Source organism: Pseudomonas sp. LLC-1, from assembly GCF_002992185.1.
Taxonomy (GTDB): domain Bacteria; phylum Pseudomonadota; class Gammaproteobacteria; order Pseudomonadales; family Pseudomonadaceae; genus Aquipseudomonas; species Aquipseudomonas monteilii.
The window spans coordinates 175,613-200,815 of the sequence record NZ_LUVY01000015.1; the positions used below are offsets into that span (position 1 = coordinate 175,613).

Here is a 25,203-nt window from a genome sequence, read left to right on the forward strand (position 1 = left end):
AGGCTCGGGCCTTGAAAGGTTGAGAGGTGTCTAGTCCCTTAACCTGGTGAGACTGTTTGCAGCAGCCGGGTTACGCCTTCAGCGGAACCAGGCGGGGAGCGATCATGTTTTCCGGACGCAGGATGTCGTTGAGCATCTCTTCGTCCAGCAGCTTCTCTTCGCGCACCAGTTCCAGTACGCCACGGCCTGTTTCCAGGGCAACGCGGGCGATACGGGTGGCGTTTTCGTAGCCGATGTACGGGTTCAGGGCGGTGACCAGGCCGATCGAGTGCTCGACCAGCTCACGGCAGCGCTGTTCGTTGGCGGTGATGCCGACGATGCAGTGTTCGCGCAGCATGTCCATGGCGCGTTGCAGCAGGCGGATCGAGTCGAAGATCTTGTAGGCGATCAGCGGCTCCATCACGTTCAGCTGCAGCTGGCCACCTTCGGCGGCGACGGTCAGGGCCAGGTCGTTGCCCATGATGGCGAAGGCCACCTGGTTGACGGCTTCCGGGATAACCGGGTTGACCTTGCCTGGCATGATCGAGCTGCCTGGCTGACGTGCTGGCAGGTTGATCTCGTTGATGCCGGTGCGCGGGCCGCTGGACAGCAGGCGCAGGTCGTTGCAGATCTTCGACAGCTTGACGGCGGTACGCTTGAGCATGCCGGAGAACAGCACGAAGGCGCCCATGTCGGAAGTGGCTTCGATCAGGTCGGCAGCCGGCACCAGCGGCTGGCCGCTGATGATTGCCAGGCGCTGCACGGCCAGGGCCTGGTAGCCAGGGTCGGCGTTGATGCCGGTACCGATGGCAGTACCACCCAGGTTGATTTCGGTCAGCAGTTCCGGAGCCAGCGAGCGCAGGCGCTGCAGGTCTTCGGTCATGGTGGTGGCGAAGGCGCGGAATTCCTGGCCCAGGGTCATCGGCACGGCGTCCTGCAGCTGGGTACGGCCCATCTTCAGTACGTGGTCGAATTCTTTACCCTTGGCAGCGAAGGCCTGGATCAGGCTGTCGAGGCTGGCCAGCAGCGCGTCGTGACCCAGCAGCAGGCCCAGACGGATAGCGGTCGGGTAGGCGTCGTTGGTCGACTGCGCCATGTTCACATCGTTGTTCGGGTGCAGGTACTGGTACTCACCCTTCTGGTGGCCCATGGCCTCCAGCGCGATGTTGGCGATGACTTCGTTGGCGTTCATGTTGGTGGAAGTACCAGCACCGCCTTGAATCATGTCCACCACGAACTGCTCGTGGTAGTCGCCCTTGATCAGTCGTGCGCAGGCTGCGCTGATCGCGGCGTGCTTGGCATCGCTCAGGTGCCCCAGCTCACGGTTGGCGTCAGCAGCTGCCTGCTTGACCATCGCCAGGCCGACTACCAGTTTCGGGTAGTGCGACAGCGGAACGCCGGAGAGGTGGAAGTTGTTGGCAGCGCGCAGGGTCTGGATGCCGTAGTAGGCATCAGCAGGAACTTCAAGGGTACCCAACAGATCTTTTTCGACGCGGAACGATGCAGCGGAGGACATGATGTATATCATCTCGATTTTGACCCGGCACATGCCGGAATGGCGCCAATCCTAGGCCTGAAGGTGATTTTGCGGCCAATGCTGTTGCACGCTAACCTATGCACAAACGGCATAGTGTTTCATGTGACGCCAATTGACATTCGAGCGTGTTCCATTTTGGTGCATGCCGGGAGATGTGCTTCGTGAACCTTGAAAGCAAATGGCTGGAAGATTTCAGCGCGCTGGCTGCCACCCGCAGTTTTTCCCAGGCTGCAGAGCGGCGTTTCGTGACCCAACCGGCCTTCAGCCGACGCATTCGGAGCCTGGAGGCAGCGTTGGGCCTGCAGTTGGTGAATCGTTCCCGCACACCGATCGAACTGACTGAGGCCGGGCAGCTTTTTCTTGTCACGGCGCGTACGGTTGTCGACCAGTTGAGCGAAATTCTCCGCCATTTGCATCACCTTGAAGGTGGGCAGGGCGAGGTCGTCCAGGTGGCGGCGGCGCACTCCCTTGCATCGGGCTTTTTCCCCCGCTGGGTGGCCCAGTTGCGCAACGACGGTTTGAACATCGCCACCCGCCTGGTTGCGACTAACGTCGGGGATGCCGTGCATGCATTACGCGAAGGTGGCTGCGACCTGATGCTGGCGTTCTATGACCCGGACGCGGCCTTGCAGATGGATGCCGAGATTTTCCCGTCGCTGCACATGGGCACCACCGAAATGTTGCCGGTGTGCGCCGTGGACGCCGAAGGCAAGCCGTTGTTCGACCTGGAAGGCGAGGGCAGCGTGCCGCTGCTGGCCTATACCGCAGGCGCGTTCCTGGGGCGTTCGGTCAATTTGCTGCTGCGCCAGCGTAACCTGCGCTATACCACCGTCTACGAAACCGCCATGGCCGACAGTCTCAAGAGCATGGCGCTGGAAGGCATGGGCATCGCCTGGGTGCCGCGCCTGTCGATGCGCGGCGAGCTGGAACGGGGCGAACTGGCCATCTGCGGCGGCAGCCAGTGGCATGTGCCGCTGGAGATCCGCCTGTACCGCTGCGCCCTGGTACGCAAGGCCAACGTACGGCTGTTGTGGCGCAAGCTGGAAGGTGCGGCGGCGGTTGACCCAAAAGTCAGCCAAAGCCCCGAAAAATAAGGGGCGACAGTTGGTCGCCGGGGTGCCTTAAACGCACCACCTTACGGTATACTGCGCGGCCTTTCGACCGGATGCGTCCGGTCCTGATCAGCAAACAAGCCACGCCGGTCGTCCCGCGTGGCTTGTTGTTTTTTGACGCGCCCAAGGGCGCACAAGCGAAGAGGCTCGACGATGAGTGCACTGGTTGGCGTGATCATGGGCTCCAAGTCCGATTGGTCCACCCTTAGCCACACCGCCGATATGCTGGAAAAACTCGGCATTCCCTACGAAGTGAAGGTGGTTTCCGCCCACCGCACCCCGGATCTGCTGTTCCAGTATGCCGAGGAGGCCGAAGGCCGTGGCATCGAGGTGATCATCGCCGGTGCCGGTGGCGCAGCCCACCTGCCAGGCATGTGCGCCGCCAAGACCCACCTGCCAGTGCTGGGCGTACCCGTCCAGTCGTCGATGCTGTCGGGCGTCGATTCGCTGCTGTCGATCGTGCAGATGCCAGCCGGCGTGCCGGTTGCCACCCTGGCCATCGGCCGTGCCGGTGCCGTCAACGCTGCACTGCTGTCGGCCAGCATCCTGGGCGCCAAGTACCCGCAGTTCCACGCGGCGTTGAAGCAGTTCCGCACGGAACAGACCGACACCGTGCTGGATAACCCAGACCCGCGCCAGGCTTGAGGCTCAACCCATGAAGATCGGTGTAATCGGTGGCGGCCAGCTGGGCCGCATGCTGGCCCTGGCGGGCACCCCGCTGGGCATGAACTTCGCCTTCCTCGACCCGGCGCCGGACGCTTGCGCCGCGCCCCTGGGCGAGCACCTGCGTGCCGACTATGGCGACCAGGATCACCTGCGCCAGCTGGCCGATGAAGTCGACCTGATCACCTTCGAGTTCGAAAGCGTCCCGGCCGAGACCGTGGCCTTCCTCTCGCAGTTCGTGCCGGTTTACCCAAGCGCCGAAGCGCTGCGCATCGCCCGCGACCGCCTGTTCGAAAAAAGCATGTTCCGCGACCTGGGTATCCCGACCCCGGCCTTCGCCGACATCCTCTCGCAGGCAGACCTGGACGCCGCAGTGGCCAGCATCGGCCTGCCGGCCGTGCTGAAAACCCGCACCCTGGGTTACGACGGCAAGGGCCAGAAGGTACTGCGCACGCCTGAAGACGTGGTAGGCACCTTCGCCGAGCTGGGCAGCGTGCCGTGCCTGCTGGAAGGTTTCGTGCCGTTCACCGGCGAAGTGTCGCTGGTGGCCGTGCGTGCCCGCGATGGCGAAACCCGCTTCTACCCGCTGGTGCACAACACCCACGAAAGCGGCATCCTGCGCCTTTCGGTGGCCAGCCAGGCGCACCCGCTGCAGGCTCTGGCCGAAGACTATGTGGGCCGCGTGCTGCAAAAACTGGACTATGTAGGTGTGATGGCCTTCGAGTTCTTCGAAGTCGACGGTGGCCTCAAGGCCAACGAAATCGCCCCGCGCGTGCATAACTCCGGGCACTGGACCATCGAAGGCGCCGAATGCAGCCAGTTCGAGAACCACCTGCGCGCCGTTGCCGGCCTGCCGCTGGGCTCGACTGCCAAGGTGGGCGAGAGTGCGATGCTCAACTTCATTGGCGAAGTGCCGGCTGTAGATAAAGTGGTCGCCATCGGTGACTGCCACCTGCACCACTACGGCAAGGCCTTCAAGGTCGGCCGCAAGGTTGGCCACGCCACCCTGCGCTGCCACGACATGGCTACCCTCGAGCTCAAGATTGCCGAAGTAGAAGCCCTGATCAGCAACTGATCGAACTTCTACCACCGGCTTGCCCTCTGAAAATGGCAACAAGCCAAAGCGCTGTCTAGGCTTTGGCTTGTTCCATCTTCGAACTGCAGAGGGATTGCCATGGGCATCATTGGAACCATCTTCATCGGCCTCATCGTCGGCCTGCTGGCCCGCTTCATCAAACCGGGCGACGACAGCATGGGCTGGATCATGACCATCCTGCTGGGTATTGCCGGCTCCCTGTTGGCCACCTATGGCGGCCAGGCGCTGGGCATCTACCAGGCCGGGCAGGCAGCGGGCTTCTTTGGCGCGCTGGTCGGTGCCGTGGTCCTTCTGGTGATCTACGGATTCATCAAGAAACGCTGAATACTGGTTAGAATGCCCGGCAATTCATCCGAGTTGCCGAGCATTTCCATGCGTGCCTTTTTCCTTGTCCCCCTGCTGTTGGCCAGCGCCCTGGCCCATGCCGAACTGCCTGAAACCGACTGGCTGGAGTTGATGCCCAAGTCGGACCAGAAGGCGCTCGAGCAAATGCCCGAAATCGACCACAACTCACCGGAAGCCATGGGCACCTTTACCGACAAGGGGGGCCTGAAACAGAGCAAGGGCCTGCCGGCGGTGATGTACTCGACCAAGACCGTGGCAGCCATGAACGGCAAGGACATCCGCCTGGGCGGCTACCCCGTGCCGCTGGAAAGCGATGCCAAGGGCAACAGCACGCTGTTCTTCCTGGTGCCGTACCCGGGTGCGTGCATCCACGTGCCGCCGCCGCCGCCGAACCAGCTGGTGCTGGTGCGCTACCCGAAGGGGTTGAAGATCGATGACATCTACACACCGCTGTGGGTCAGCGGCACGTTGAAGGTGGAAAAGGTCAGCAATGACCTGGCCGATGCGGCCTATGCGCTGGATGCCGGGAAGGTGAGGGTGGTGGAGGATGCAGACCTCTGATTACCTGTACCGGCCTCATCGCCGGCAAGCCAGCTCCCACAGGTATTGCACACAGTTCAATGCCTGTGCCGGACCTGTGGGAGCTGGCTTGCCGGCGATGAGGCCAGATCAGGCAACAAGTCTGTTAGATCATTTCACAACCAATCCTGACCCCAAGCGAACTGCTGGCCCCTGGCTTCAGTTCCACCAGGTCATCCCAAACATTCGCCGTCTCGATGCACAGCATCCGCTGCCATCCATCATCAGCCATGTCTGCCAGCTCCTTGGCCCGCTCGGTCCACGGGTTCCAGATCACCGCCGAGCGCGACCCGCTGCTGGTCAAAGTAATTCGACGATTCCAGTGCGGGTCAACAATGCTCAGTGTTTGCGGGGTATCGAGGTAGATCCGGTCCGTCTCCCCGGCAAACTCAAGCGCCCCTTGCTGCTGGCGCTGTTCCCAGCCAGCCAGGGTCTCGATATAGCCCAGCCCCTCGACCCCTTCGACCCGCGCCTGACGCACATCGCTAACTGCAAAGTAACTGTGCAGCGCCTGGCTGATGGTAACCGGGGTATTGCCCATGTTGCGGCTGGTCAGGCTCAGCTTCAGCTCGTCACCCAGCTCCACCACCAGCTTCAGCTCGACGTCATGGGGCCAGCCGGGCAGGTCGCCCTGCGCCTCAGGCAGCTCGAACTCGATACGCAGGCCGTCGTCTGCTTCCTCGATGCCCAGCAACTGCCAGTCACGTGAGCGCGCCAGCCCGTGAGCAGGTGCCTGCTCGCCGTGGTACATGGCCTGCACGGCCTGGGGGTTGCGCTGCAAGTTGCCAAACCACGGCCAGCACACCGGCACCCCGGCGCGAACCGACTTGCCTTGGCGGAAAATGGCCTGGTCGCTCAGCCACAACAGCGGCGGCTCGCTGACCCGCTGGTAGCTGAGGATCTGTGCGCCTTGCTGGGCGATCAGGAGTTCGGCGCGGTCGCTGCTGATACGCCAGCAGTTCAGTTCGCCATGTTGCTCGGTTACGACCTGGTAGGTAGCCATTGCATTCATCTCATTGGTTGCCAGTGGGCCTTGGACCCGGGCACATGCAATGAGTTTACCGCCGGCGAGGCTTAGCGACGAGGCACAGACCGGGTACGGCCACTGCCGTCGATGGCGACGAAGACGAATACCGCTTCGGTAACCTTGCGCCATTCGCTGGACAGCGGGTCGTCGCTCCACACTTCGACCATCATCCGGATCGAGCTGCGGCCGATCTCCAGGGTCTGGGTGTAGAACGACAGCTGCGCGCCGACCGCGACCGGTACCAGGAAGGCCATGCGGTCGATGGCCACGGTAGCCACGCGGCCACCGGCGACGCGGCTGGCCATGGCAGTGCCTGCCAGGTCCATCTGGGCAACCAGCCAGCCGCCGAAGATGTCGCCGAAGCCGTTGGTCTCGCGCGGCAATGCGGTGATCTGCAAGGCCAGGTCGCCTTGTGGGATTGGATCTTCTTGTTCGAGCTCAATCATGCGATGGGGCCTCTGACCCGTGACGCTTTTCGTTGGTGTGGCGCAAAGGCCGGGTAAACGATTCAGCTTGAAACATACTACGCCGATTTCGTTTCACTGGGCGGCCGTAGGGAAACTCTGCGAAACCGTCTGACAATACTGACCGGCGTTTTCGCACAACATCCCACGTTAGGGGCAACCTTTTCCTACGAACTGCCAGTATATAGAGCATAACGGCCAGCGACGACCGCGCATTCATGAATATGTGTAGGGATTTTGTATCGCTTTCAGCGCAGCTCGGCTATTTGCTATCTTCGCTTGTCCCCTAATCCAGAAGCCGCGTGCCAAGCGGCCTGCATGCCCTACAAAGAGAACAACGAGCGATGACTTCCGTGCCCAGCAGTATCGAGCAGCCCTCGCGGCCGCTGACCCGCAGTGACTACAAGACCCTTTCACTGTCCGCCCTGGGCGGTGCGCTGGAGTTCTACGACTTCATCATCTTCGTGTTCTTCGCCACAGTGGTCGGCAAGCTGTTCTTCCCGGCCGACATGCCCGAGTGGCTGCGCCTGATGCAAACCTTCGGCATTTTCGCCGCCGGCTACCTGGCGCGGCCGCTGGGCGGCATCATCATGGCGCACTTTGGCGACCTGCTCGGGCGCAAGAAGATGTTCACCTTGAGCATCTTCATGATGGCCCTGCCGACCCTGATCATGGGCCTGCTGCCAACCTATGCACAAATAGGCATGTGGGCGCCGATCCTGCTGCTGCTGATGCGCGTGATCCAGGGCGCGGCGATCGGCGGTGAGGTGCCGGGTGCCTGGGTGTTCGTGTCCGAGCACGTGCCGGCACGCAACACCGGCTACGCCTGCGGCACCCTGACCGCAGGCCTGACGGCGGGCATTTTGCTGGGTTCGCTGGTGGCGACCCTGATCAACAGCGTGTACAGCGCCGAAGAAGTGGCCGATTACGCCTGGCGTATTCCGTTCCTGCTGGGCGGTGTGTTCGGCCTGTTCTCGGTGTACCTGCGCCGCTGGCTGCACGAAACCCCGGTGTTCGCCGAGATGCAGCAGCGCAAGGCGCTGGCCGAAGAGCTGCCGTTGCGCGCCGTGCTGCGTGACCACCGTGGCCCGATCATCCTTTCGATGCTGCTGACCTGGATGCTGTCGGCCGGCATCGTGGTGGTCATCCTGATGACCCCGGCACTGCTGCAGAGCTTCTACCACATCAGCCCGACCGACTCGCTCAAGGCCAACAGCCTGGCGATCGTGCTGCTCAGCCTTGGCTGCATCGGCGCTGGCAGCCTGGCCGACCGCTTTGGTGCGGGCCGCGTGTTCGTGATCGGCAGCCTGCTGCTGCTGGCCAGCTCCTGGACCTTCTACCACAGCCTGCCGACCCGGCCTGAGCTGTTGTTCCCGCTGTACGCGGTGACTGGCCTGTGCGTGGGCGTGATTGGCGCGGTGCCCTATGTGATGGTCAAGGCGTTCCCGGCGGCGGTGCGCTTCAGCGGGCTGTCGTTCTCGTACAACGTGGCCTACGCGATCTTTGGCGGGTTGACGCCGATGGTGGTGACTGCGTTGCTGAAGGTGAGCCCGATGGCGCCGGCCTATTACGTGGCGGGGCTGTGTGCCGTTGGTCTGGCCGTGGGCCTGTACTTGCTCGCCAGTAAGCGCTGATCTGCTCCGAGGCTACCCGCGAAAAGGCCAGACCTGCTTAGAGTGATGGCCTTTCATCCAATTGTCATATTCAAGTCATATCGTGTTCATGCGGCCTGCCGATACTTGGGCCCGTTCCATCCAACACCCCAATATTCCTGCTAGGAGCAAGGCATGAAACTGAAGCGTTTGATGGCGGCCCTCACCTTTGCCGCCGCTGGCGTTGCAACCGCCAACGCGGTAGCCGCTGTCGATCCTGCGATCCCGACCTACACCAAGACCACCGGTGTTTCGGGCAACCTCTCCAGCGTTGGTTCCGACACCCTGGCGAACCTGATGACGCTGTGGGCCGAGGCCTACAAGAAGGAATATCCAAACGTAAACATCCAGATCCAGGCGGCCGGCTCCTCCACCGCGCCACCCGCGCTGACCGAAGGCACCGCCAACCTCGGCCCGATGAGCCGCAAGATGAAGGACGTCGAGCTGCAGGCCTTCGAGCAGAAGTACGGTTACAAGCCGACCGCCATCCCGGTTGCCGTCGACGCCCTGGCTGTGTTCGTGCACAAGGACAACCCGATCAAGGGCCTGACCATGGCCCAGGTCGACGCCATCTTCTCCTCCACTCGCCTGTGCGGTGGCAAAGCCGAGATCAAGACCTGGGGCGACGTGGGTGTGACCGGCGACCTGGCCAACAAGCCAATCCAGCTGTTCGGCCGCAACTCGGTATCGGGCACCTACGGCTACTTCAAGGAAGAAGCCCTGTGCAAAGGCGACTTCAAGCCTAACGTCAACGAACAACCTGGCTCGGCTTCGGTGGTGCAGTCGATCAGCTCTTCGCTGAACGGCATCGGCTACTCGGGTATCGGTTACAAGACTGCCAGCGTCAAAACCGTAGCCTTGGCCAAGAAAGAAGGCGGCGAGTTCGTTGAAGACAACGAAACCAACGCCCTGAACGGCACCTACCCGCTGTCGCGCTTCCTGTACGTGTACGTCAACAAGGCCCCGAACAAGCCTCTGGCCCCGCTGGAAGCCGAGTTCGTCAAGCTGGTGCTGTCGCAAGCTGGCCAGCAGGTCGTGGTGAAGGATGGCTACATCCCGCTGCCGGCCAAAGTCGTCGACAAGACCCTGGCTGACCTGGGCCTGTCGCACGCCGGTAACGTTGCAAAGAAGTAAGTAACTGAAGAAGAGGCCGGTGCCGATGCCCGGCCTCTTCCACGAAATTCCAGTCCGAAGCCAGGTTTCCTGTGCGGCGGGCTTTCGCGCGTCACCAATTTGTAATGTTTTTGTCACACGGGACCGCTAGGGTGTGCGCATGAATGATCTGGCCAATTCCAACATGACCCAAAACTCCCAGCCCGTGCGCATTGATTTCAATACGCCCGAGTTGCAACGCAAGCGCCGCATGCGTGCGCTCAAGGACCGCCTGACCCGCTGGTATGTGCTGGTGGGCGGGCTTGCCGTTCTGGCGGCCATCACCCTGATCTTCTTCTACCTGGCCTATGTGGTGCTGCCACTGTTCCAGGGCGCCCATCTGAGCAGCAAGCAAGCCCTCGCGCCGGCCTGGCTGCAGCAGGATGCCGGCAAGCCGCTGATGATCGCGCTAGAAGAGCAGAACCTGGTGGGGATGCGAGTTTCGGACAAGGGCCAGGCATTGTTCTTCGATACCAAGACCGGTAACGAGCTCAAACGTGTCGACCTGCCTGTGCCGGCAGACACCCAGGTTACTTCGATCAGTGCCGACCAGCCGGGTAGCCCGCTGGTGGTGCTGGGCTTGTCCAATGGCCAGGCGCTGGTGTTCCACCACACCTACAAGATCACCTACCCGGACAACAAGAAAACCATTACCCCTGGGATCGACTACCCGTACGGCGAGCAGCCGTTCGTGCTCGACGAACAGGGCCGTGCGCTGGAGCACGTCAGCGTCAACGTCAATGGCGAAACCTTGCTGCTGGCCGGTTCCACCGGCGCGCATCTGCAGGTGCTGGAGCTGACCCGCACGGAAAACATGATGACCGAAGAGGTCACCACCGAGCAGAACCGCATCGAACTGCCGCAAATGACCGAAGCGGTGAAGAACATCTTCATCGACCCGCGCCAGCAGTGGTTGTACGTGATCAACGGCCGCGCCACCGCCGACGTGTTCAGCCTGCGCGACAAGAGCCTCAACGGCCGTTACAAGCTGTCTGAAAGCGGCGATACCGAAATCACCGCCACGGCCCAGCTGGTTGGCGGCATCTCGCTGATCATCGGTGACTCCAAAGGCGGCCTGGCCCAGTGGTTCATGGCCCGCGACCCGGACGGCGAGTCACGCTTCAAGCAGATTCGTACCTTCCAGATGGGCAAGGCGCCTATCGTGCAGATCGACGCCGAAGAGCGCCGAAAAGGCTTCATCGCGCTGGACGCAGACGGCAAGCTGGGTGTGTTCCACAGCACCGCGCACCGCACCCTGCTGGTGGAGCCGGCTGCCGAAGGCCCGGGTATCCTGGCCCTGTCGCCACGCGCCAACCGCATCATCATCGAAGAAGGCGGCAAACTGCTGCCGCTGAGCCTGCGCAACCCGCACCCGGAAATTTCCTTCAGCGCGCTGTGGGGCAAGGTGTGGTACGAGAACTACGACGAGCCGAAATACGTCTGGCAGTCGACCGCCTCGAACACTGACTTCGAGCCCAAGCTGAGCCTGTCGCCGCTCACCTTCGGTACCTTGAAGGCCGCGTTCTACGCGATGATCCTGGCCGCCCCGCTGGCCATCGCCGCCGCCATCTACACCGCCTACTTCATGGCCCCGGGCATGCGCCGCAAGGTCAAGCCGGTGATCGAACTGATGGAAGCGATGCCCACGGTAATCCTTGGCTTCTTCGCCGGCCTGTTCCTGGCTCCGTACCTGGAAGGCCACCTGCCGGGCGTGTTCAGCCTGTTCCTGCTGATGCCGTTTGGCATCCTGCTGGCCGGCTTTGCCTGGACCCGCCTGCCAGAGTCGATCCGCCTGCGTGTGCCGGATGGCTGGGAAGCGGCGATCCTGATCCCGGTCATCCTGTTCACCGGCTGGTTCGCCCTGACCATGAGCCCGCACCTGGAAAGCTGGTTCTTCGGCGGCGACATGCGTCTGTGGATCACCAATGACCTGGGCATCACCTATGACCAGCGCAACGCCCTGGTCGTGGGTATCGCCATGGGCTTTGCAGTCATCCCGAACATCTATTCCATTGCCGAAGACGCCGTGTTCAGCGTGCCGCGCAGCCTGACCCTGGGCTCGCTGGCCCTGGGCGCGACACCCTGGCAGACCCTGACCCGCGTGGTCATCCTCACCGCCAGCCCGGGTATCTTCTCGGCGCTGATGATCGGCATGGGCCGTGCGGTGGGCGAGACCATGATCGTGCTGATGGCCACCGGCAACACCCCGGTGATGGAGATGAACCTGTTCGAGGGCATGCGTACCCTGGCCGCCAACGTGGCCGTGGAAATGCCGGAATCGGAAGTCGGCGGCAGCCACTATCGCGTGCTGTTCCTGGCCGCTCTGGTGCTGCTGATGTTCACGTTCGTGATGAACACCTTGGCCGAGCTGATTCGCCAGCGTCTGCGCAAGAAATACTCGTCGCTTTGATAGAAAGGTAGCGATCCGTGAAAAAGGATTCCCTCAAAGGCTGGTTCAAGAGCGGCGCCCCCGGCGTCTGGATGAGCGGCGGCGCGGTGGCCATGGCGGTGATCATGACCGTCGGCCTGCTGGCAGTGATTGCCGTGCGCGGCCTGGGCCACTTCTGGCCGGCCGATCTTGTCCAGGCCACCTACAAGGTGCCGGGCCAGGCTGACCACGTCGTCATCGGCGAAGTGGTGCAAAAGGAAGAAGTGCCCCGCGCCCGCCTGAAGGGGGCCGGCCTGCCGGTACCGGACCAGGGCCCGGAGTTCATGACCCGCGAGCTGATCAAGGTGGGTAACCGCGACCTCAACGGCAGCGACTTTACCTGGGTGGTCGGCGACTGGCTGGTTGACGAAAAACGCCCGGCCGACCTGATCGCCCTGGAACGCCGCGAGTGGGGCAACTTCTACGGCTACCTGGTCAGCGTCAAGGAAGAAGGCCGCGTGGTGGCCGAAGGCCCTGCCGCCTGGCACGAACTGCAGGCCCGCCTCAAGCGCGCCAACCAGCTCAACGGCGAGTTGCAGCAGCTGGAGAAGAAAGACATCGGTGCCATCAACCATGGCCTCGAGCGCCTGCGCCTGCAGGCCCGCAAGCTGGAGCTGGACGGCAAGCTGGACGCCGCTGCCCAGGCCGACATGGACGCCGACCGCGCCGAGCTGAACAGCCGCTACAAGGCCATCGAAGACCGCCTGACCGGCCTGCACCAGGCCTTCGCCCGCGACAGCCTGGTGGCCCGCGATGGCAACGGCCGTGAAGTGGAAATCAACCTGAGCAAGGTGGTGCATGCCATCCAGCCGAACGGTATGTCCGGCTTCACCAAGCTGGGTACCTACTTCGCCAAGGTCTGGGAGTTCCTCAGCGACGACCCGCGTGAAGCCAACACCGAAGGCGGTATCTTCCCGGCCATTTTCGGCACCGTGATGATGACCCTGATCATGGCCGTGATCGTCACCCCGTTCGGCGTGCTGGCTGCGGTCTACCTGCGTGAGTACGCCAGGCAGGGGCCGGTGACACGCCTGATCCGCATTGCCGTGAACAACCTGGCCGGCGTACCGGCGATCGTCTACGGCGTGTTTGGCCTGGGCTTCTTCGTCTACGTGCTGGGTGGCTCGATCGACCGCCTGTTCTTCCCTGAAGCGCTGCCGGCACCGACCCTGGGTACCCCGGGCCTGCTGTGGGCATCGCTGACCCTGGCTCTGCTGGCCGTGCCGGTGGTGATCGTGGCCACCGAAGAAGGCCTGGCGCGTATTCCGCGTACCGTGCGCGAAGGCTCGCTGGCCCTGGGCGCGACCAAGGCCGAAACGCTGTGGAAGATCGTCCTGCCCATGGCCAGCCCGGCCATGATGACCGGCATGATCCTCGCCGTGGCCCGCGCCGCTGGTGAAGTGGCGCCGCTGATGCTGGTGGGTGTGGTGAAACTGGCGCCGTCGCTGCCGGTGGACGGTAATTACCCGTACCTGCACCTGGACCAGAAGATCATGCACCTGGGCTTCCACATCTATGACGTCGGCTTCCAGAGCCCGAACGTCGAGGCCGCGCGGCCGCTGGTGTATGCCACTGCGCTGTTGCTGGTGCTGGTGATCGCGACCCTCAACCTCTCGGCCGTGTGGATCCGTAACCACCTGCGCGAGAAGTACAAGGCGCTCGACAGCTGACCCTGATTGCAAGCGTGCCGCCCACCAGCCGGGCGGCCCTTTGAAACGAATTGATAGCGTATGGAGTAGACCATGCAGCAAGATTCCCATACCCACGGCATCGACATGTCTGCCCTGGGCCGCAACAAGCAGAGCCTGCGCCTGGCCGAAGAAACCGTGGCCATCGAAGTGCCGGGCCTGAGCCTGTTCTACGGCGACAAGCAGGCGTTGTTCGACGTCAGCATGAACATCCCCAAGCAACGCGTGACCGCCTTCATCGGCCCGTCCGGCTGCGGCAAGTCGACCCTGCTGCGCACCTTCAACCGCATGAACGACCTGGTTGACGGCTGCCGCGTGGAAGGGGCCATCAATCTGTACGGCAACAACATCTACCGCAAGGGCGAAGACGTGGCCGAGCTGCGCCGCCGTGTGGGCATGGTGTTCCAGAAGCCCAACCCGTTCCCCAAGACCATCTACGAGAACGTGGTCTACGGCCTGCGTATCCAGGGCATCAACAAGAAACGCGTGCTCGACGAAGCCGTCGAGTGGGCGCTGAAGGGCGCAGCCCTGTGGGACGAGGTCAAGGACCGCCTGCATGAGTCGGCCCTGGGCCTGTCCGGTGGCCAGCAACAGCGTCTGGTCATCGCCCGCACCATCGCCGTGGAGCCGGAAGTGCTGCTGCTCGACGAACCGTGCTCGGCGCTGGACCCGATTTCGACCCTGAAGGTCGAAGAGCTGATCTACGAATTGAAATCCAAGTACACCATCGTCATCGTGACCCACAACATGCAGCAGGCGGCCCGTGTTTCGGACTACACCGCGTTCATGTACATGGGCAAACTGGTCGAATTCGGGGATACCGACACCCTGTTCACCAACCCGGCGAAGAAGCAGACCGAAGACTACATCACTGGTCGCTACGGCTAAGCCTCGGCCGCCAGGGAACGACACGAACTACTTGAAGCTTGCAGCTTCTTCGCGGAGCGAACGATGATCAACAAAGAAAGCCTTACCCATCACATTTCCCAGCAGTTCAACGCCGAGCTCGAAGAGGTGCGCAGCCACCTGCTGGCCATGGGCGGGCTGGTGGAAAAGCAGGTCAACGACGCGGTCACCGCGCTGATCGAAGCCGATTCGGGCCTGGCCCAGCAAGTGCGCGAGGTTGACGAGCAGATCAACCAGATGGAGCGCAACATCGACGAGGAATGCCTGCGTATTCTCGCCCGCCGCCAGCCAGCCGCCTCGGACCTGCGCCTGATCATCAGCATCTCCAAGTCGGTGATCGACCTGGAGCGCATTGGTGACGAGTCGACCAAGATCGCCCGTCGCGCCATCCAGCTGTGCGAAGAGGGTGAATCGCCGCGTGGCTACGTCGAGGTTCGTCATATCGGTGACCAGGTGCGCAACATGGTCCGTGATGCGCTGGACGCCTTTGCCCGCTTCGACGCCGACCTGGCGTTGTCGGTGGCCCAGTACGACAAAACCATCGACCGGGAATACAAGACCGCGCTGCGCGAGCTGGTGACCTACATGATGGAAGACCCGCGCTCTATTTCGCGGGTGCTGAGCGTGATCTGGGTCCTGCGCTCGCTGGAGCGAATTGGCGACCATGCGCGCAACATCTCCGAGCTGGTGATCTACCTGGTTCGCGGCACCGACGTACGTCACATGGGCCTCAAGCGCATGACAGCAGAAGTGCAGGGCACCGCTGTCGCTGATGGCGAAAAGGCTAATGTTTCGGGCGAATCTGACGATAAGTAAGGTTGCTCCCGAGCATCGACGCCCGGCCTTGGCCGGGCGTTTTCGTTTGCGGTCGAGCGCCTGCAGGCACCCGCGAACGATGTGAAGAAGTCCCGGCGTGACCAGGTTGTAGCAAATGGCCATTATTTGGCAGTAGGCTAGTCGGGGTTCAGAAGGAGTATCGATGAGTAAAGTGAATGTGCTGGTTGTGGATGACGCGCCGTTTATCCGTGACCTGGTCCGCAAGTGCCTGCGCAGTGCCTTCCCGGGCATGGCCATCGACGACGCAGTCAACGGCCGCAAGGCCATGGCCATGCTGGACAAGGAAGCGTTCGACCTGGTCCTGTGCGACTGGGAAATGCCGGAAATGTCGGGCCTGGAACTGCTCACCTGGTGCCGCCAGCAGCCTGCGCTGAAAAACCTGCAGTTCATCATGGTGACCAGCCGTGGCGACAAGGAAAACGTCATTCAGGCGATCCAGGCGGGCGTTTCCGATTTTGTCGGCAAGCCGTTCACCAACGAGCAACTGCTGACCAAGGTAAAAAAGGCCCTGACCAAGATCGGCAAGCTCGACAGCCTGATGGCCAGCGGCCCGGCGCGGGTGAATTCGGCGTTTGCCAATGATTCGCTGAGTGCCCTGACAGGGGGCAAGCCAGAAGCGGCCAAGGTGGCGGCCCCCGCACCGGCCCCGGCGGCTACCAAGCCATTGGCCGCAGCCCCCACGCCACCCGCCCCTGCACCGACCGGGCGTGGCCAGGGCCAGTTGCGACTGGCCAGCGGCATGCAGCCCTGTGTGATCAAGGCACTGAGCTTGAAGGAGGCCTTGCTGGTGGTACGCCGCAGCGAAGCGCTGCCGCAAGTGCTGGAAGGTGCGGTGCTGGACCTGGAGCAGGGTGAGAGCGCCGAAGTCGCGCGTTTGAACGGCTACCTGCATGCTGTCGCGGCATTGGAGCCCAAGCCCGACAGCGACTGGCTGCAGTTGACCTTCAAGTTCGTCGATCAGGACGCCCAGAAGCTCGATTACCTGTCGCGCTTGATTGCCCGCGGCACAGCGCAGAAGCATTTCACCCCTGGCGCTTGACGCCTAAGCAGGGGCAGCACAGTGCTGCTCCTGCGCCATCCGACCAACTGCAATACCCGCCGCAAAACCCGCTGCTAGGCTTCGAGGCATCAAAACTGTCAAAAAGCCACTATCATGCCCACGCGCCTGCTGCTGTTCTGTGCATTGCTCATGGTCTCGGCGTCGAGCCTGGGTGTGACCCTCTACAAGATCACTGACGATTCCGGTGTGGTCTCCTATTCCGACCGGCCAGGCCCGGGCGCCAAGCCCTTGGTGCTGCGCGAGCCCATGGTCGAGACGCTGGAGGGCCAGGTGCTGTTGAACGCCAGGACCTTTGACGGTGGCGTGAGCTTTTCGGCGCGCAACGAGCTGCATGTACCCGTGGAGGTCGAGTTGCGACTGGACAATCTGGTGAACGCGCAAGGCGGCGATGCTCCGCGCATCGTGCGCCGCTTGCTGCCGCCGCGTACCACGCAAATGCTCAGTGTGCTCCGGGGGCGCCCCGGGCTGCTGCTGAACTACCGCTCGACCCTGCTGCAGGCCATGGGTGACCCGGGCATGCGGCCACAGGGCTTCCGTTACGCATTCCCGTGGATTGGCGGGCCGTTCCGTGTCACTCAAGGGCCCAACGGGCGTGTCAGCCACTTTGGGCCAAAGGGGCGCTACGCCATGGACATCGCCATGCCTGAAGGCACCACCATCATTGCGGCGCGCGAAGGCGTGGTGGTGAAGACGGAAAACACCCAGAGCGGGCGGGGGACCAACCCTTCAGGGAATTTCGTCAGGATCCTGCACCCGGACGGCACCATGGGCGTGTACTTGCACCTGATGCGCGGTTCAGTGGTGGTGGCGGAGGGGCAGCGGGTACGGCAGGGGCAGGTACTGGCCAAGTCGGGCAATACGGGCAACAGCACCGGGCCGCACCTGCATTTCGTGGTGCAGCGCAATGTGGGGCTGGCGCTGGAGTCGATACCTTACCGGTTCGACAGGCCGATCAGCGGGTTACCGGACTTCACCGCCGGCAACCCCTGACCGATGTAGCCATCAGTCCAGCTTCAGCACCTTGGCCAGCACGATCTTGGGCCCTTTCATCTTCTTGATGATGATGCGCAGCCCCTCGACCTCAAGCACTTCCTCTTCTTCAGGCACGCGCTTGAGCGTTTCGTAGACCAGCCCGGCCAGGGTCTCTGCCTCGATGTGGTCGAGGTCGACCCCCAGCAGGCGCTCGACCTTGAACAGCGGTGTGTCGCCGCGCACCAGCAGTTTGCCTGGCTGGTAAGCGAGGATGCCGCGCTCGGTCTTGCGGTGCTCGTCCTGGATATCGCCTACCAGCACTTCCAGCACGTCTTCCATGGTCAGGTAGCCGATAACCTTGCCGTCGGCTTCCTCCACCAGCACGAAGTGCGCGCCGCCCTTGCGGAACTGCTCCAGCAACTGGGCCAGCGGCATGTGCCGCGATACGCGCTCCAGGGGGCGGGCAAGGTCTTCCAGGTCGATGGTTTCGGGCAAGTGCTCCAGCTCGGCCAGCTCCAGCAGCAGGTCCTTGATGTGCAGCAGGCCGGTGAACTCTTCGCGCTCGGCGTCGTACACCGGATAGCGGCTGAACTTGTGGCGGCGCACCAGGGCCAGGATCTGCTTCAACGGCGCATGGGCGTCGATGCTGACCATGTCCTCACGCGAGTTGGCCCAGTCGACCACCTCCAGCTCGCCCATTTCTACGGCCGACGCCAGTACGCGCATACCCTGGTCGCTTGGGTCCTGACCACGGCTGGAGTGCAAAATCAGCTTCAGCTCTTCACGGCTGTAGTGGTGCTCGTGGTGCGGGCCAGGCTCGCCTTGGCCGGCAATACGCAAAATGGTGTTGGCGCTGGCATTGAGCAGGTAGATGGCCGGGTACATCGCCCAGTAGAACAGGTACAGCGGCACGGCGGTCCACAGCGACAGCAGCTCTGGCTTGCGGATGGCCCAGGACTTGGGCGCCAGCTCGCCGACCACGATGTGCAGGTACGAGATGACGAAGAAGGCGACGAAGAACGAGACGCCTTTGATCAGCTCGGGCGAGTCGACCCCGAAGTACGCCAGCAGCGGCTCGAGCAGGTGGGCAAACGCCGGTTCACCGACCCAGCCCAGGCCCAGCGAGGCGAGGGTAATGCCCAGCTGGCAGGCCGACAGGTAGGCGTCGAGCTGATTGTGAACCTTGCGCAGGATGTTGCCGCGCCAGCCGTGCTGCTCGGCGATGGCCTCGACGCGGGTGGCGCGCAGCTTGACCATGGCGAACTCGGCGGCAACGAAGAAGCCGTTGAGCAGCACCAGCAGGAAGGCAAAGATGATCATGCCGAAATCGGCGAATAACGAGGTGAGGCTGATACCAGGGGAAGGGTCCATGATGGAGTTTTTACGGGGTCCGTCTTAGAGATAGAGAGAAAAAAAGTGCCAGCTTTTGCTGGCACAGGGGATCCAATGTAGCGGCTGGAGCCGTAAAAGCAAAGGGTGGCGGATGTATTGCGGTCGCTGTGGGAGCGGGCGCGCCCGCGAAGGGCTGCACCGCAGCTCCAATCTCAAACCTTGCCGTTAGCCAATTGTGCCGGCGCAAAGTGACAGGTAAAGGTGCTGCCATGCCCCGGCACACTGCTGATTTCCAGCTTGCCGCGATGACGCATCAGCACATGCTTCACAATCGCCAGCCCCAGCCCGGTGCCGCCGGTATTCGATGCGCGGCTGGAGTCCACCCGATAGAAGCGTTCGGTCAGGCGGGGCAAGTGCTTCGCGTCAATGCCCACCCCCGAGTCTTGCACCGACAAATGCGCACCTTGGGCATCGACCCACCAGCGGATGCGGATGTTGCCTTCGTCCTGGGTGTACTTGACGGCGTTGAACACCAGGTTGGAAAAGGCGCTGCGCAGCTCCGACTCGCTGCCCTTCAGCTTCACGCCGGGCGCAGCTTCCAGGCTGATGCGCTGGTTGCGTGGCCCGGACAGGGCCTGGGCGTCATTCTTGATGGCGGCGAGCAGGGCATCGACGGCCACTGGCTGGTTGTCCGACGGGTAATCGGTGGCTTCCAGCTTGGCCAGCAGCAGCAGGTCGTTGAGCAGCGTTTGCATGCGTGAGCCTTGCTGGCTCATCTGCTGCAGGGCGCGGCTCCAGCGCGGGTTCACGTCCTCGACGTTGTCCAGCAAGGTTTCCAGGTAGCCGGTGATGACCGTCAGCGGCGTGCGCAGCTCGTGCGACACGTTGGCGACGAAGTCCTTGCGCATCTGTTCCAGCTGGTGAATGCGGGTGACATCGCGCACCAGCATCAGGTGTTCGTTGTTGCCGTAGCGGGTGATGTGCAGCTGCACGCGCATGCGGTCGTTGATGGGCGAGGGGATTTCCAGCGGTTCGAGGTAATTCTCCGCTTCGAAGTATTCCTTGAAGCGCGGGTGACGCACCAGGTTGGTGACCTGCTGGCCGCCGTCCTGTGGGGTTTTGAAGCCCAGCAAGGTCTCGGCGGCGCGGTTCCACCACTCCAGGTTGCCGTCGCTGTCGAGCATGATCACGGCGTCACGTAGCGCGGCGGTGGACTCCTGCACCCGGTCGATCACGGCCTGCAGGCGGCCACGCACGCGCTGGTCGCGGCGTTGCAGGTGGTAGATGCTGTCGAACACCTCGCCCCAAAGGCCGTAGCCATCGGGCGGTGCCTCATCGGGTTGGTGGTTGCGCAGCCAGTCGTGCAGGCGCAGCAGTTGCTTGAGGGTCCAGCCCAGGTAGAGCGCCAGGCCAATGGCCAGGCTCCAGCCATAGTAGCCGCTGACCAGTCCGCCGATCAGGCAGACGGTAATCAGCAACAGCAGATGGCGAATCAGGGTCGCGTGCCAGTTCTGGTTCAATTGACGGTCCTTGTACAACAACGTGCAGCGTGGCGCTTTTGAACTCGATCAGCTCTTGGTCGAGAAGCGGTAGCCAGTGCCCCGGACGGTTTGTACCAGATTTTCATAGGCTTCACCCAGCGCCTTGCGCAGGCGACGGATGTGCACGTCGACCGTGCGCTCCTCGACATAGACGTTGCCGCCCCATACCTGGTCCAGCAGCTGGCCACGGGTGTAGGCACGCTCCTGGTGGGTCATGAAGAACTGCAGCAGGCGGTATTCGGTCGGGCCCATCTCGGCCGGTTTGCCGTCGATGGTGACGCGGTGGCTGATCGGGTCAAGCAGCAGGCCGCCAACTTCGATCGGCGCCTCGCTGTCGCTCGGGCCGGTACGGCGCAACACGGCTTTCAGGCGTGCTACCAGCTCACGCGGCGAGAACGGTTTGGTGATGTAATCGTCGGCACCCACTTCCAGGCCCTGGATCTTGTTGTCCTCTTCGCCCTTGGCGGTGAGCATGATGATCGGGATGTCGCCGGTCAGCTCGTCGCGCTTGAGGCGGCGGGCCAGCTCGATGCCGGAGGTGCCCGGCAGCATCCAGTCGAGCAGGATCAGGTCCGGTTTGCGGTCGACGATGATCGCGTGGGCCTGTTGGGAGTTTTCCGCTTCCAGGCAGTCATAGCCGGCCATTTCCAGGGCAACGGCGATCATCTCGCGAATGGGTGCTTCGTCGTCGACGATCAGAATGTTCCTGCCAACCATGCTCAAAACCTCTCCTGGATACGGTGTCTTGGCCCGCATTAGATAACGGAATTATTGCAGCTGTGTGACAGGGTGTTGGCCGTTCTGGCGACATTCCGTGACTGAACTAGGCTTCAAGGGGCCGCTGCGGCGGCCTACAGAATGCAACCCACCCCGAATTTATGGTGAATCCAATGACACGACAAACGCTGAGCTGGATGGCCCTTTTCGCTGCGCTGGCGCTCCCGGGGGTGGCGTCGGCCCACCATGCCATGGAGAAGGACGGCATGTGGGTCGATCATGCCGGCATGACCCTGTACACCTTTGACAAGGATGCGGGGGGCAAGTCGATGTGCAATGGCGATTGCGCTACCAACTGGCCGCCGTTGAAGGTGATGGATGGCGAAAAGGCCGAGGGCAAGTGGACGCAGATCAAGCGTGACGACGGTTCGATGCAGTGGGCCTACGACGGCAAGCCGCTGTATACCTTCGTCAAGGACAAGAAGGCCGGTGACATGACCGGTGATGGCGTGAAAGACGTCTGGCACGTCGCCAAGCCCTGAGATTGCCGGGGCCGCTTCGCGGCCCATCGCAGGCAAGCCAGCTCCCACAGGTCATGTGCACGCTTCAAGGGCAGCGCCGTACCTGTGGGAGCTGGCTTGCCTGCGATAGGGCCACCAGCCTTAACGCAACGTGTAATCCAACACTACGCCAATAAACACCAGCATCCCCGCCCAGTGGTTGTGCAGAAACGCCTTGAAGCACGACTCCCGGTCCAGCTTGCGCGTCGACCAGTACTCCCACGCAAAGCACGCTGCCGCACCCAGCAGCCCCAGGTGGAACCAGCCCCCCAGCTCGAAGCGGCTACCCGCCAGCAACAGGCAGCCCAGCGACAGCAGCTGCAAGGTCAGGATGATGGTGCGGTCGGCGTCGCCAAACAGGATCGCAGTCGACTTCACGCCAATCTTCAGGTCGTCATCGCGGTCGACCATGGCGTAGTAGGTGTCATAACCCACCGTCCACAGCAGGTTGGCGATGTACAGCAGCCACGCGCTGGCCGGCAGGTCGCCCCCCGCTGCCGTGAACGCCATGGGGATGCCCCAGGAGTACGCCGCACCCAGCACCACCTGCGGGTAATAGGTGTAGCGCTTCATGAACGGGTAACAGAACGCCAGCGCCACTGCGCCGAACGACAGCCATACCGTACGGCTGTTGGTGCACAGCACCAGCAGGAAGCTCACCCCGACCAGAATGGCGAACAGCGCCAGCGCTTCGCGTGGCCGTACTCGGCCACTGGCCAGAGGCCGGTCGGCAGTGCGCTTGACGTGGCCATCCACCTTACGGTCGGCGAAATCGTTGATGCAGCAGCCCGCAGCGCGCATCAGCACCACGCCGAGGCCGAAGATCAGCACATTGGCCACGGTAGGTGAACCGTTGCCGGCAATCCATACCGCCGACAGGGTTGGCCACAGCAGCAGGTAGATACCGATCGGCCGGTCCATGCGGCTGAGCTGGACGAAGTCCCAGGCCCGCGGGTGCAGGCGGTTGAGCGACTTGAGCAGTTGCAGGTACATCAGCGGTTTTCCTCCTTGGCCGCTTGCCACAAGGCTGGCAGGAACACTTCTGCCACCAGCAGGTCCAGGCCGCCCCGTTCGAAGCGCGAGCGGCGGCCCCACAGTGCTGCGCGGGTGGCTTCGGTCGGCAGCCAGGCCTGTGGATAACTGCACACTTCAATCGGGTGGCGGATGAACGCCTGGTCGCAGAACAGCAATTCACCCAGCGAGCGGCTGCCCAGGGTTTCCAGGTCCAGCCCGCCGCGCTCCAGGGCGCTGCGGCTGGCGACGCTGCGGGCGAACACCCAAGGTTGGCCATGGCCACGCAGGTACACCTCGCGCACCCAACCTTCGGCGCCAGCGGCAATGCCCAGCGCCTGGCATTCGTCATCGCGCAGTGGCTGCCAGCCCTCGAACAGCGGGGTGACGGAGAAGTGATCGTTGGAGAGGCGGGTCAGGCGGCGGGTCAGCGAGCCCTCGTCGAACAGCCAGTCAAGGGTGGGCTGGTCGATGCCGGTCGCCAGCTGTGAATACGGCAGCCACGCGACAGCGGCTGCTTGCGGGGATTCGTACGACACGTCGGTCTGCTTGTTACAACCAGAGAGGCGGCGAGCTTAGCATGATTGCCCTGACTGCTTGCATAATGCATGAAACAGGGCCAGAGACCGGCCTGATAAAGCCTGAGTTCCACCAAGGAAAAAGACCTGATGAAAAAGTGGCAATGTATTGTCTGCGGCCTGATCTACGACGAAGCCGAAGGCTGGCCCGACGACGGCATCGCCCCCGGCACCCGTTGGGAAGATGTGCCTGAAGACTGGCTATGCCCCGACTGCGGTGTTGGCAAAAGCGACTTTGAAATGATCTCCATCGGCTAATCGAGGAAAGCACGACATGACGTCCCCTGTGGTAATCATCGGTACCGGCCTTGCGGGTTACAACCTGGCGCGTGAATTTCGCAAGCTCGATACGCAAACGCCCTTGCTGCTGATCACCGCCGACGATGGTCGTTCCTATTCCAAGCCCATGCTCTCCATGGGCTTTGCCAAGCAGAAAGACGCCGACGGCCTGGTCATGGCCGAGCCAGGCGCAATGGCCGAACAGCTGAATGCCGAGATTCGCACCCATACCCGTATCAGCGGCATCGACCCGGGCCACAAGCGCCTGTGGATCGGCGAGGAGGCTGTGGAGTACCGCGACCTGGTGCTGGCCTGGGGCGCGCAGACCGTGCAGGTGCCGATCGAAGGCGATGGCAGCCATCTGGTGTTCCCGATCAACGACCTCGAAGACTACGCGCGCTTCCGTGCTGCCGCTGTCAGCAAGCAGCGCGTGCTGATTCTCGGTGCCGGCCTGATCGGCTGCGAGTTTGCCAACGACATGAGCCTGGGTGGCTTCCAGGTGGAGGTAGTGGCGCCATGTGAGCAAGTGATGCCGACCCTGCTGCACCCGGCCGCAGCGGCTGCTGTACAAGCCGGGCTGGAAGGCTTGGGCGTGCGCTTCCACCTGGGCCCGGTGCTGACCCGCTTGCAGCAAGTGCCCCAAGGCCTGGAGGCGCACCTGTCGGATGGCAGCGTGATCGCCTGCGACCTGGTGGTTTCGGCCATCGGCCTTCGCCCGCGCACCGACCTGGCTGCCGCAGCCGGCTTGCAGACCAACCGTGGCGTCAGCGTAGACCGCGAATTACGTACATCCCACGCCAACATCTTCGCCCTCGGCGACTGTGCCGAGGTCGATGGCATCAACCTGCTCTACGTGATGCCACTGATGAGCTGTGCCCGGGCGCTGGCGCAAACCCTGGCCGGCAAGCTGACGGCGGTCGCATATGGGCCGATGCCGATCACGGTAAAAACCCCGGCCTGCCCGCTGGTGGTTTCGCCGCCGCCCATGGGCCACGAAGGTACTTGGCAGGTGGACGGCCAGGGCAGTGACCTCAAGGTGCTCTGCCACGGCGCAGACGGCAAGTTGCTGGGCTACGCCCTGACCGGGAAAGCTGTGATGGAGAAGCTGGCGCTGAATCGTCAGTTGCCAGCCGTAATGGCGTAAATAGAGGCTGTTCTGTCGGATTTATCCTGTTGTTGCCCGCACAATGGCCGCCCAGATACTGGCGCGGCCCCGGAGCTCGTGCCATTCTCACTTCCGTCTGCCGCAGATTAGAGCCTGCGGTGCCTTGAGCGCTGCTCCCAAAGGCAGCACGGCATAACAACAAGAATTCCGTCAAAGAGGCTTCACTATGCGCAAACCAGAACTCGCCGCCGTCATCGCCGATAAGGCCGATCTGACCAAGGAAAAGGCCAATCAGGTTTTGAACGCGATTCTCGACAGCATCACCGGCGCCCTGGACAAGGACACCGTGACCCTGGTCGGTTTCGGCACCTTCGAAAAACGTCATCGCGGCGCGCGTACCGGCAAGAACCCGCAAACCGGCGAGCCGGTCAAGATCAAAGCCAGCAACACCGTGGCCTTCAAGCCAGGCAAGAACCTGCGCGACAGCGTCAACGCCCCCGTCAAGCCAGCCAAGAAAGGCAAGTGATCGCTCCCTGACAACCCCCGTGTCAGCCAAGCGGGCGCCCCAGGGCGCCCGTTGTGC

General features: G+C 62.8%; 25 protein-coding genes. 17 read left to right on the plus strand and 8 right to left on the minus strand.

Translation table 11 applies throughout. The features are described 5' to 3' along the window. Window positions 1–70: 70 nt before the first annotated feature. A complete protein-coding gene (aspA, locus tag A0O30_RS15940; protein ID WP_025754235.1) occupies window positions 71–1,495 on the minus strand; it encodes an aspartate ammonia-lyase in 1,425 nt (474 codons plus the stop codon). Between the two features lie 182 nt (window positions 1,496–1,677). Between aspA and A0O30_RS15945 the strand changes: the two genes are divergently transcribed. The 5 genes from A0O30_RS15945 (at window position 1,678) to A0O30_RS15965 (ending at window position 5,293) form a co-directional block, all read left to right on the plus strand. Beyond that, a complete protein-coding gene (locus tag A0O30_RS15945) occupies window positions 1,678–2,610 on the plus strand; it encodes a LysR substrate-binding domain-containing protein (protein WP_161751324.1) in 933 nt (310 codons plus the stop codon). Window positions 2,611–2,781: 171 nt separating this feature from the next. Further along, window positions 2,782–3,273, plus strand: coding sequence for a 5-(carboxyamino)imidazole ribonucleotide mutase (purE, locus tag A0O30_RS15950; protein ID WP_009684500.1), 492 nt, complete (start codon window positions 2,782–2,784; stop codon window positions 3,271–3,273). A gap of 10 nt (window positions 3,274–3,283) precedes the next feature. Further along, complete coding sequence (locus A0O30_RS15955) at window positions 3,284–4,366, plus strand: 5-(carboxyamino)imidazole ribonucleotide synthase (RefSeq protein ID WP_105947141.1); 1,083 nt, start codon at window positions 3,284–3,286, stop codon at window positions 4,364–4,366. Window positions 4,367–4,465: 99 nt separating this feature from the next. Next, a complete protein-coding gene (locus tag A0O30_RS15960) occupies window positions 4,466–4,711 on the plus strand; it encodes a GlsB/YeaQ/YmgE family stress response membrane protein (RefSeq protein ID WP_010955824.1) in 246 nt (81 codons plus the stop codon). Window positions 4,712–4,759: 48 nt separating this feature from the next. Then, a complete protein-coding gene (locus tag A0O30_RS15965) occupies window positions 4,760–5,293 on the plus strand; it encodes a DUF3299 domain-containing protein (RefSeq protein ID WP_161751323.1) in 534 nt (177 codons plus the stop codon). A gap of 124 nt (window positions 5,294–5,417) precedes the next feature. Here the strand turns inward: A0O30_RS15965 and A0O30_RS15970 are convergent, their stop codons facing one another. Then, window positions 5,418–6,314 (minus strand): D-hexose-6-phosphate mutarotase, encoded by an 897-nt coding sequence (locus tag A0O30_RS15970; RefSeq protein ID WP_105947142.1) that lies wholly within the window; start codon window positions 6,312–6,314, stop codon window positions 5,418–5,420. A 71-nt stretch (window positions 6,315–6,385) separates the two neighbouring features. After that, window positions 6,386–6,784 (minus strand): acyl-CoA thioesterase, encoded by a 399-nt coding sequence (locus A0O30_RS15975; protein ID WP_016712731.1) that lies wholly within the window; start codon window positions 6,782–6,784, stop codon window positions 6,386–6,388. Between the two features lie 362 nt (window positions 6,785–7,146). Here A0O30_RS15975 and A0O30_RS15980 point away from each other — a divergent pair, with 362 nt between their 5' ends. The 8 genes from A0O30_RS15980 (at window position 7,147) to A0O30_RS16015 (ending at window position 17,515) form a co-directional block, all read left to right on the plus strand. Continuing rightward, window positions 7,147–8,436, plus strand: coding sequence for an MFS transporter (locus tag A0O30_RS15980; protein WP_105947143.1), 1,290 nt, complete (start codon window positions 7,147–7,149; stop codon window positions 8,434–8,436). 153 nt (window positions 8,437–8,589) lie between these two features. Further along, the gene (locus A0O30_RS15985; protein WP_060499691.1) at window positions 8,590–9,588 is read left to right on the plus strand and encodes a phosphate ABC transporter substrate-binding protein PstS; all 999 of its coding nucleotides are present in this window, start codon (window positions 8,590–8,592) and stop codon (window positions 9,586–9,588) included. Window positions 9,589–9,727: 139 nt separating this feature from the next. Next, a complete protein-coding gene (locus A0O30_RS15990; RefSeq protein ID WP_105947144.1) occupies window positions 9,728–12,016 on the plus strand; it encodes an ABC transporter permease subunit in 2,289 nt (762 codons plus the stop codon). 71 nt (window positions 12,017–12,087) lie between these two features. After that, window positions 12,088–13,704, plus strand: coding sequence for a phosphate ABC transporter permease PstA (gene pstA, locus A0O30_RS15995; protein ID WP_177410286.1), 1,617 nt, complete (start codon window positions 12,088–12,090; stop codon window positions 13,702–13,704). 72 nt (window positions 13,705–13,776) lie between these two features. Then, window positions 13,777–14,610 carry a phosphate ABC transporter ATP-binding protein PstB gene (gene pstB / locus A0O30_RS16000; protein WP_012274853.1) on the plus strand — a complete coding sequence of 278 codons (834 nt, stop codon included), beginning with the start codon at window positions 13,777–13,779 and terminating at the stop codon, window positions 14,608–14,610. 63 nt (window positions 14,611–14,673) lie between these two features. Further along, complete coding sequence (gene phoU / locus A0O30_RS16005) at window positions 14,674–15,444, plus strand: phosphate signaling complex protein PhoU (protein WP_016712726.1); 771 nt, start codon at window positions 14,674–14,676, stop codon at window positions 15,442–15,444. A gap of 163 nt (window positions 15,445–15,607) precedes the next feature. Continuing rightward, window positions 15,608–16,504 carry a response regulator gene (locus tag A0O30_RS16010; RefSeq protein ID WP_060499689.1) on the plus strand — a complete coding sequence of 299 codons (897 nt, stop codon included), beginning with the start codon at window positions 15,608–15,610 and terminating at the stop codon, window positions 16,502–16,504. Between the two features lie 114 nt (window positions 16,505–16,618). After that, window positions 16,619–17,515: a peptidoglycan DD-metalloendopeptidase family protein gene (locus A0O30_RS16015; RefSeq protein ID WP_105947146.1), complete on the plus strand. Its 897-nt coding sequence runs from the start codon at window positions 16,619–16,621 to the stop codon at window positions 17,513–17,515. A 12-nt stretch (window positions 17,516–17,527) separates the two neighbouring features. Here A0O30_RS16015 and A0O30_RS16020 read toward each other — a convergent pair whose 3' ends face one another. From A0O30_RS16020 to phoB, 3 genes are all read right to left on the minus strand, one after another. Then, window positions 17,528–18,868, minus strand: a complete 1,341-nt coding sequence (locus A0O30_RS16020) for a hemolysin family protein (RefSeq protein ID WP_016712723.1) — start codon at window positions 18,866–18,868, stop codon at window positions 17,528–17,530. 173 nt (window positions 18,869–19,041) lie between these two features. Next, window positions 19,042–20,349, minus strand: coding sequence for a phosphate regulon sensor histidine kinase PhoR (gene phoR / locus A0O30_RS16025; RefSeq protein ID WP_105947147.1), 1,308 nt, complete (start codon window positions 20,347–20,349; stop codon window positions 19,042–19,044). Window positions 20,350–20,397: 48 nt separating this feature from the next. Beyond that, window positions 20,398–21,087, minus strand: coding sequence for a phosphate regulon transcriptional regulator PhoB (gene phoB / locus A0O30_RS16030; protein ID WP_003253341.1), 690 nt, complete (start codon window positions 21,085–21,087; stop codon window positions 20,398–20,400). A 173-nt stretch (window positions 21,088–21,260) separates the two neighbouring features. On the opposite strand from phoB, the gene A0O30_RS16035 reads away from it, so the two are divergent. After that, complete coding sequence (locus A0O30_RS16035; RefSeq protein ID WP_060493970.1) at window positions 21,261–21,629, plus strand: hypothetical protein; 369 nt, start codon at window positions 21,261–21,263, stop codon at window positions 21,627–21,629. 120 nt (window positions 21,630–21,749) lie between these two features. On the opposite strand, the gene ubiA is transcribed toward A0O30_RS16035, so the two are convergent. Together ubiA and A0O30_RS16045 are read right to left on the minus strand one after the other, a co-directional pair. After that, on the minus strand, window positions 21,750–22,640 hold the full coding sequence (gene ubiA, locus A0O30_RS16040; protein ID WP_105947148.1) for a 4-hydroxybenzoate octaprenyltransferase: 891 nt from the start codon (window positions 22,638–22,640) through the stop codon (window positions 21,750–21,752). Beyond that, on the minus strand, window positions 22,640–23,197 hold the full coding sequence (locus A0O30_RS16045) for a chorismate lyase (protein WP_105947149.1): 558 nt from the start codon (window positions 23,195–23,197) through the stop codon (window positions 22,640–22,642). The genes ubiA and A0O30_RS16045 overlap by 1 nt, the downstream gene beginning before the upstream one ends. A 129-nt stretch (window positions 23,198–23,326) precedes the next feature. Here A0O30_RS16045 and A0O30_RS16050 point away from each other — a divergent pair, with 129 nt between their 5' ends. From A0O30_RS16050 to A0O30_RS16060, 3 genes are all read left to right on the plus strand, one after another. Further along, entirely contained in the window at window positions 23,327–23,494 is a 168-nt protein-coding gene (locus A0O30_RS16050; RefSeq protein WP_003253349.1) for a rubredoxin, read from the plus strand. Window positions 23,495–23,510: 16 nt separating this feature from the next. Continuing rightward, a complete protein-coding gene (locus A0O30_RS16055; protein WP_105947150.1) occupies window positions 23,511–24,659 on the plus strand; it encodes an NAD(P)/FAD-dependent oxidoreductase in 1,149 nt (382 codons plus the stop codon). 187 nt (window positions 24,660–24,846) lie between these two features. After that, window positions 24,847–25,146 carry an HU family DNA-binding protein gene (locus A0O30_RS16060; RefSeq protein WP_016712717.1) on the plus strand — a complete coding sequence of 100 codons (300 nt, stop codon included), beginning with the start codon at window positions 24,847–24,849 and terminating at the stop codon, window positions 25,144–25,146. Window positions 25,147–25,203: the final 57 nt, after the last annotated feature.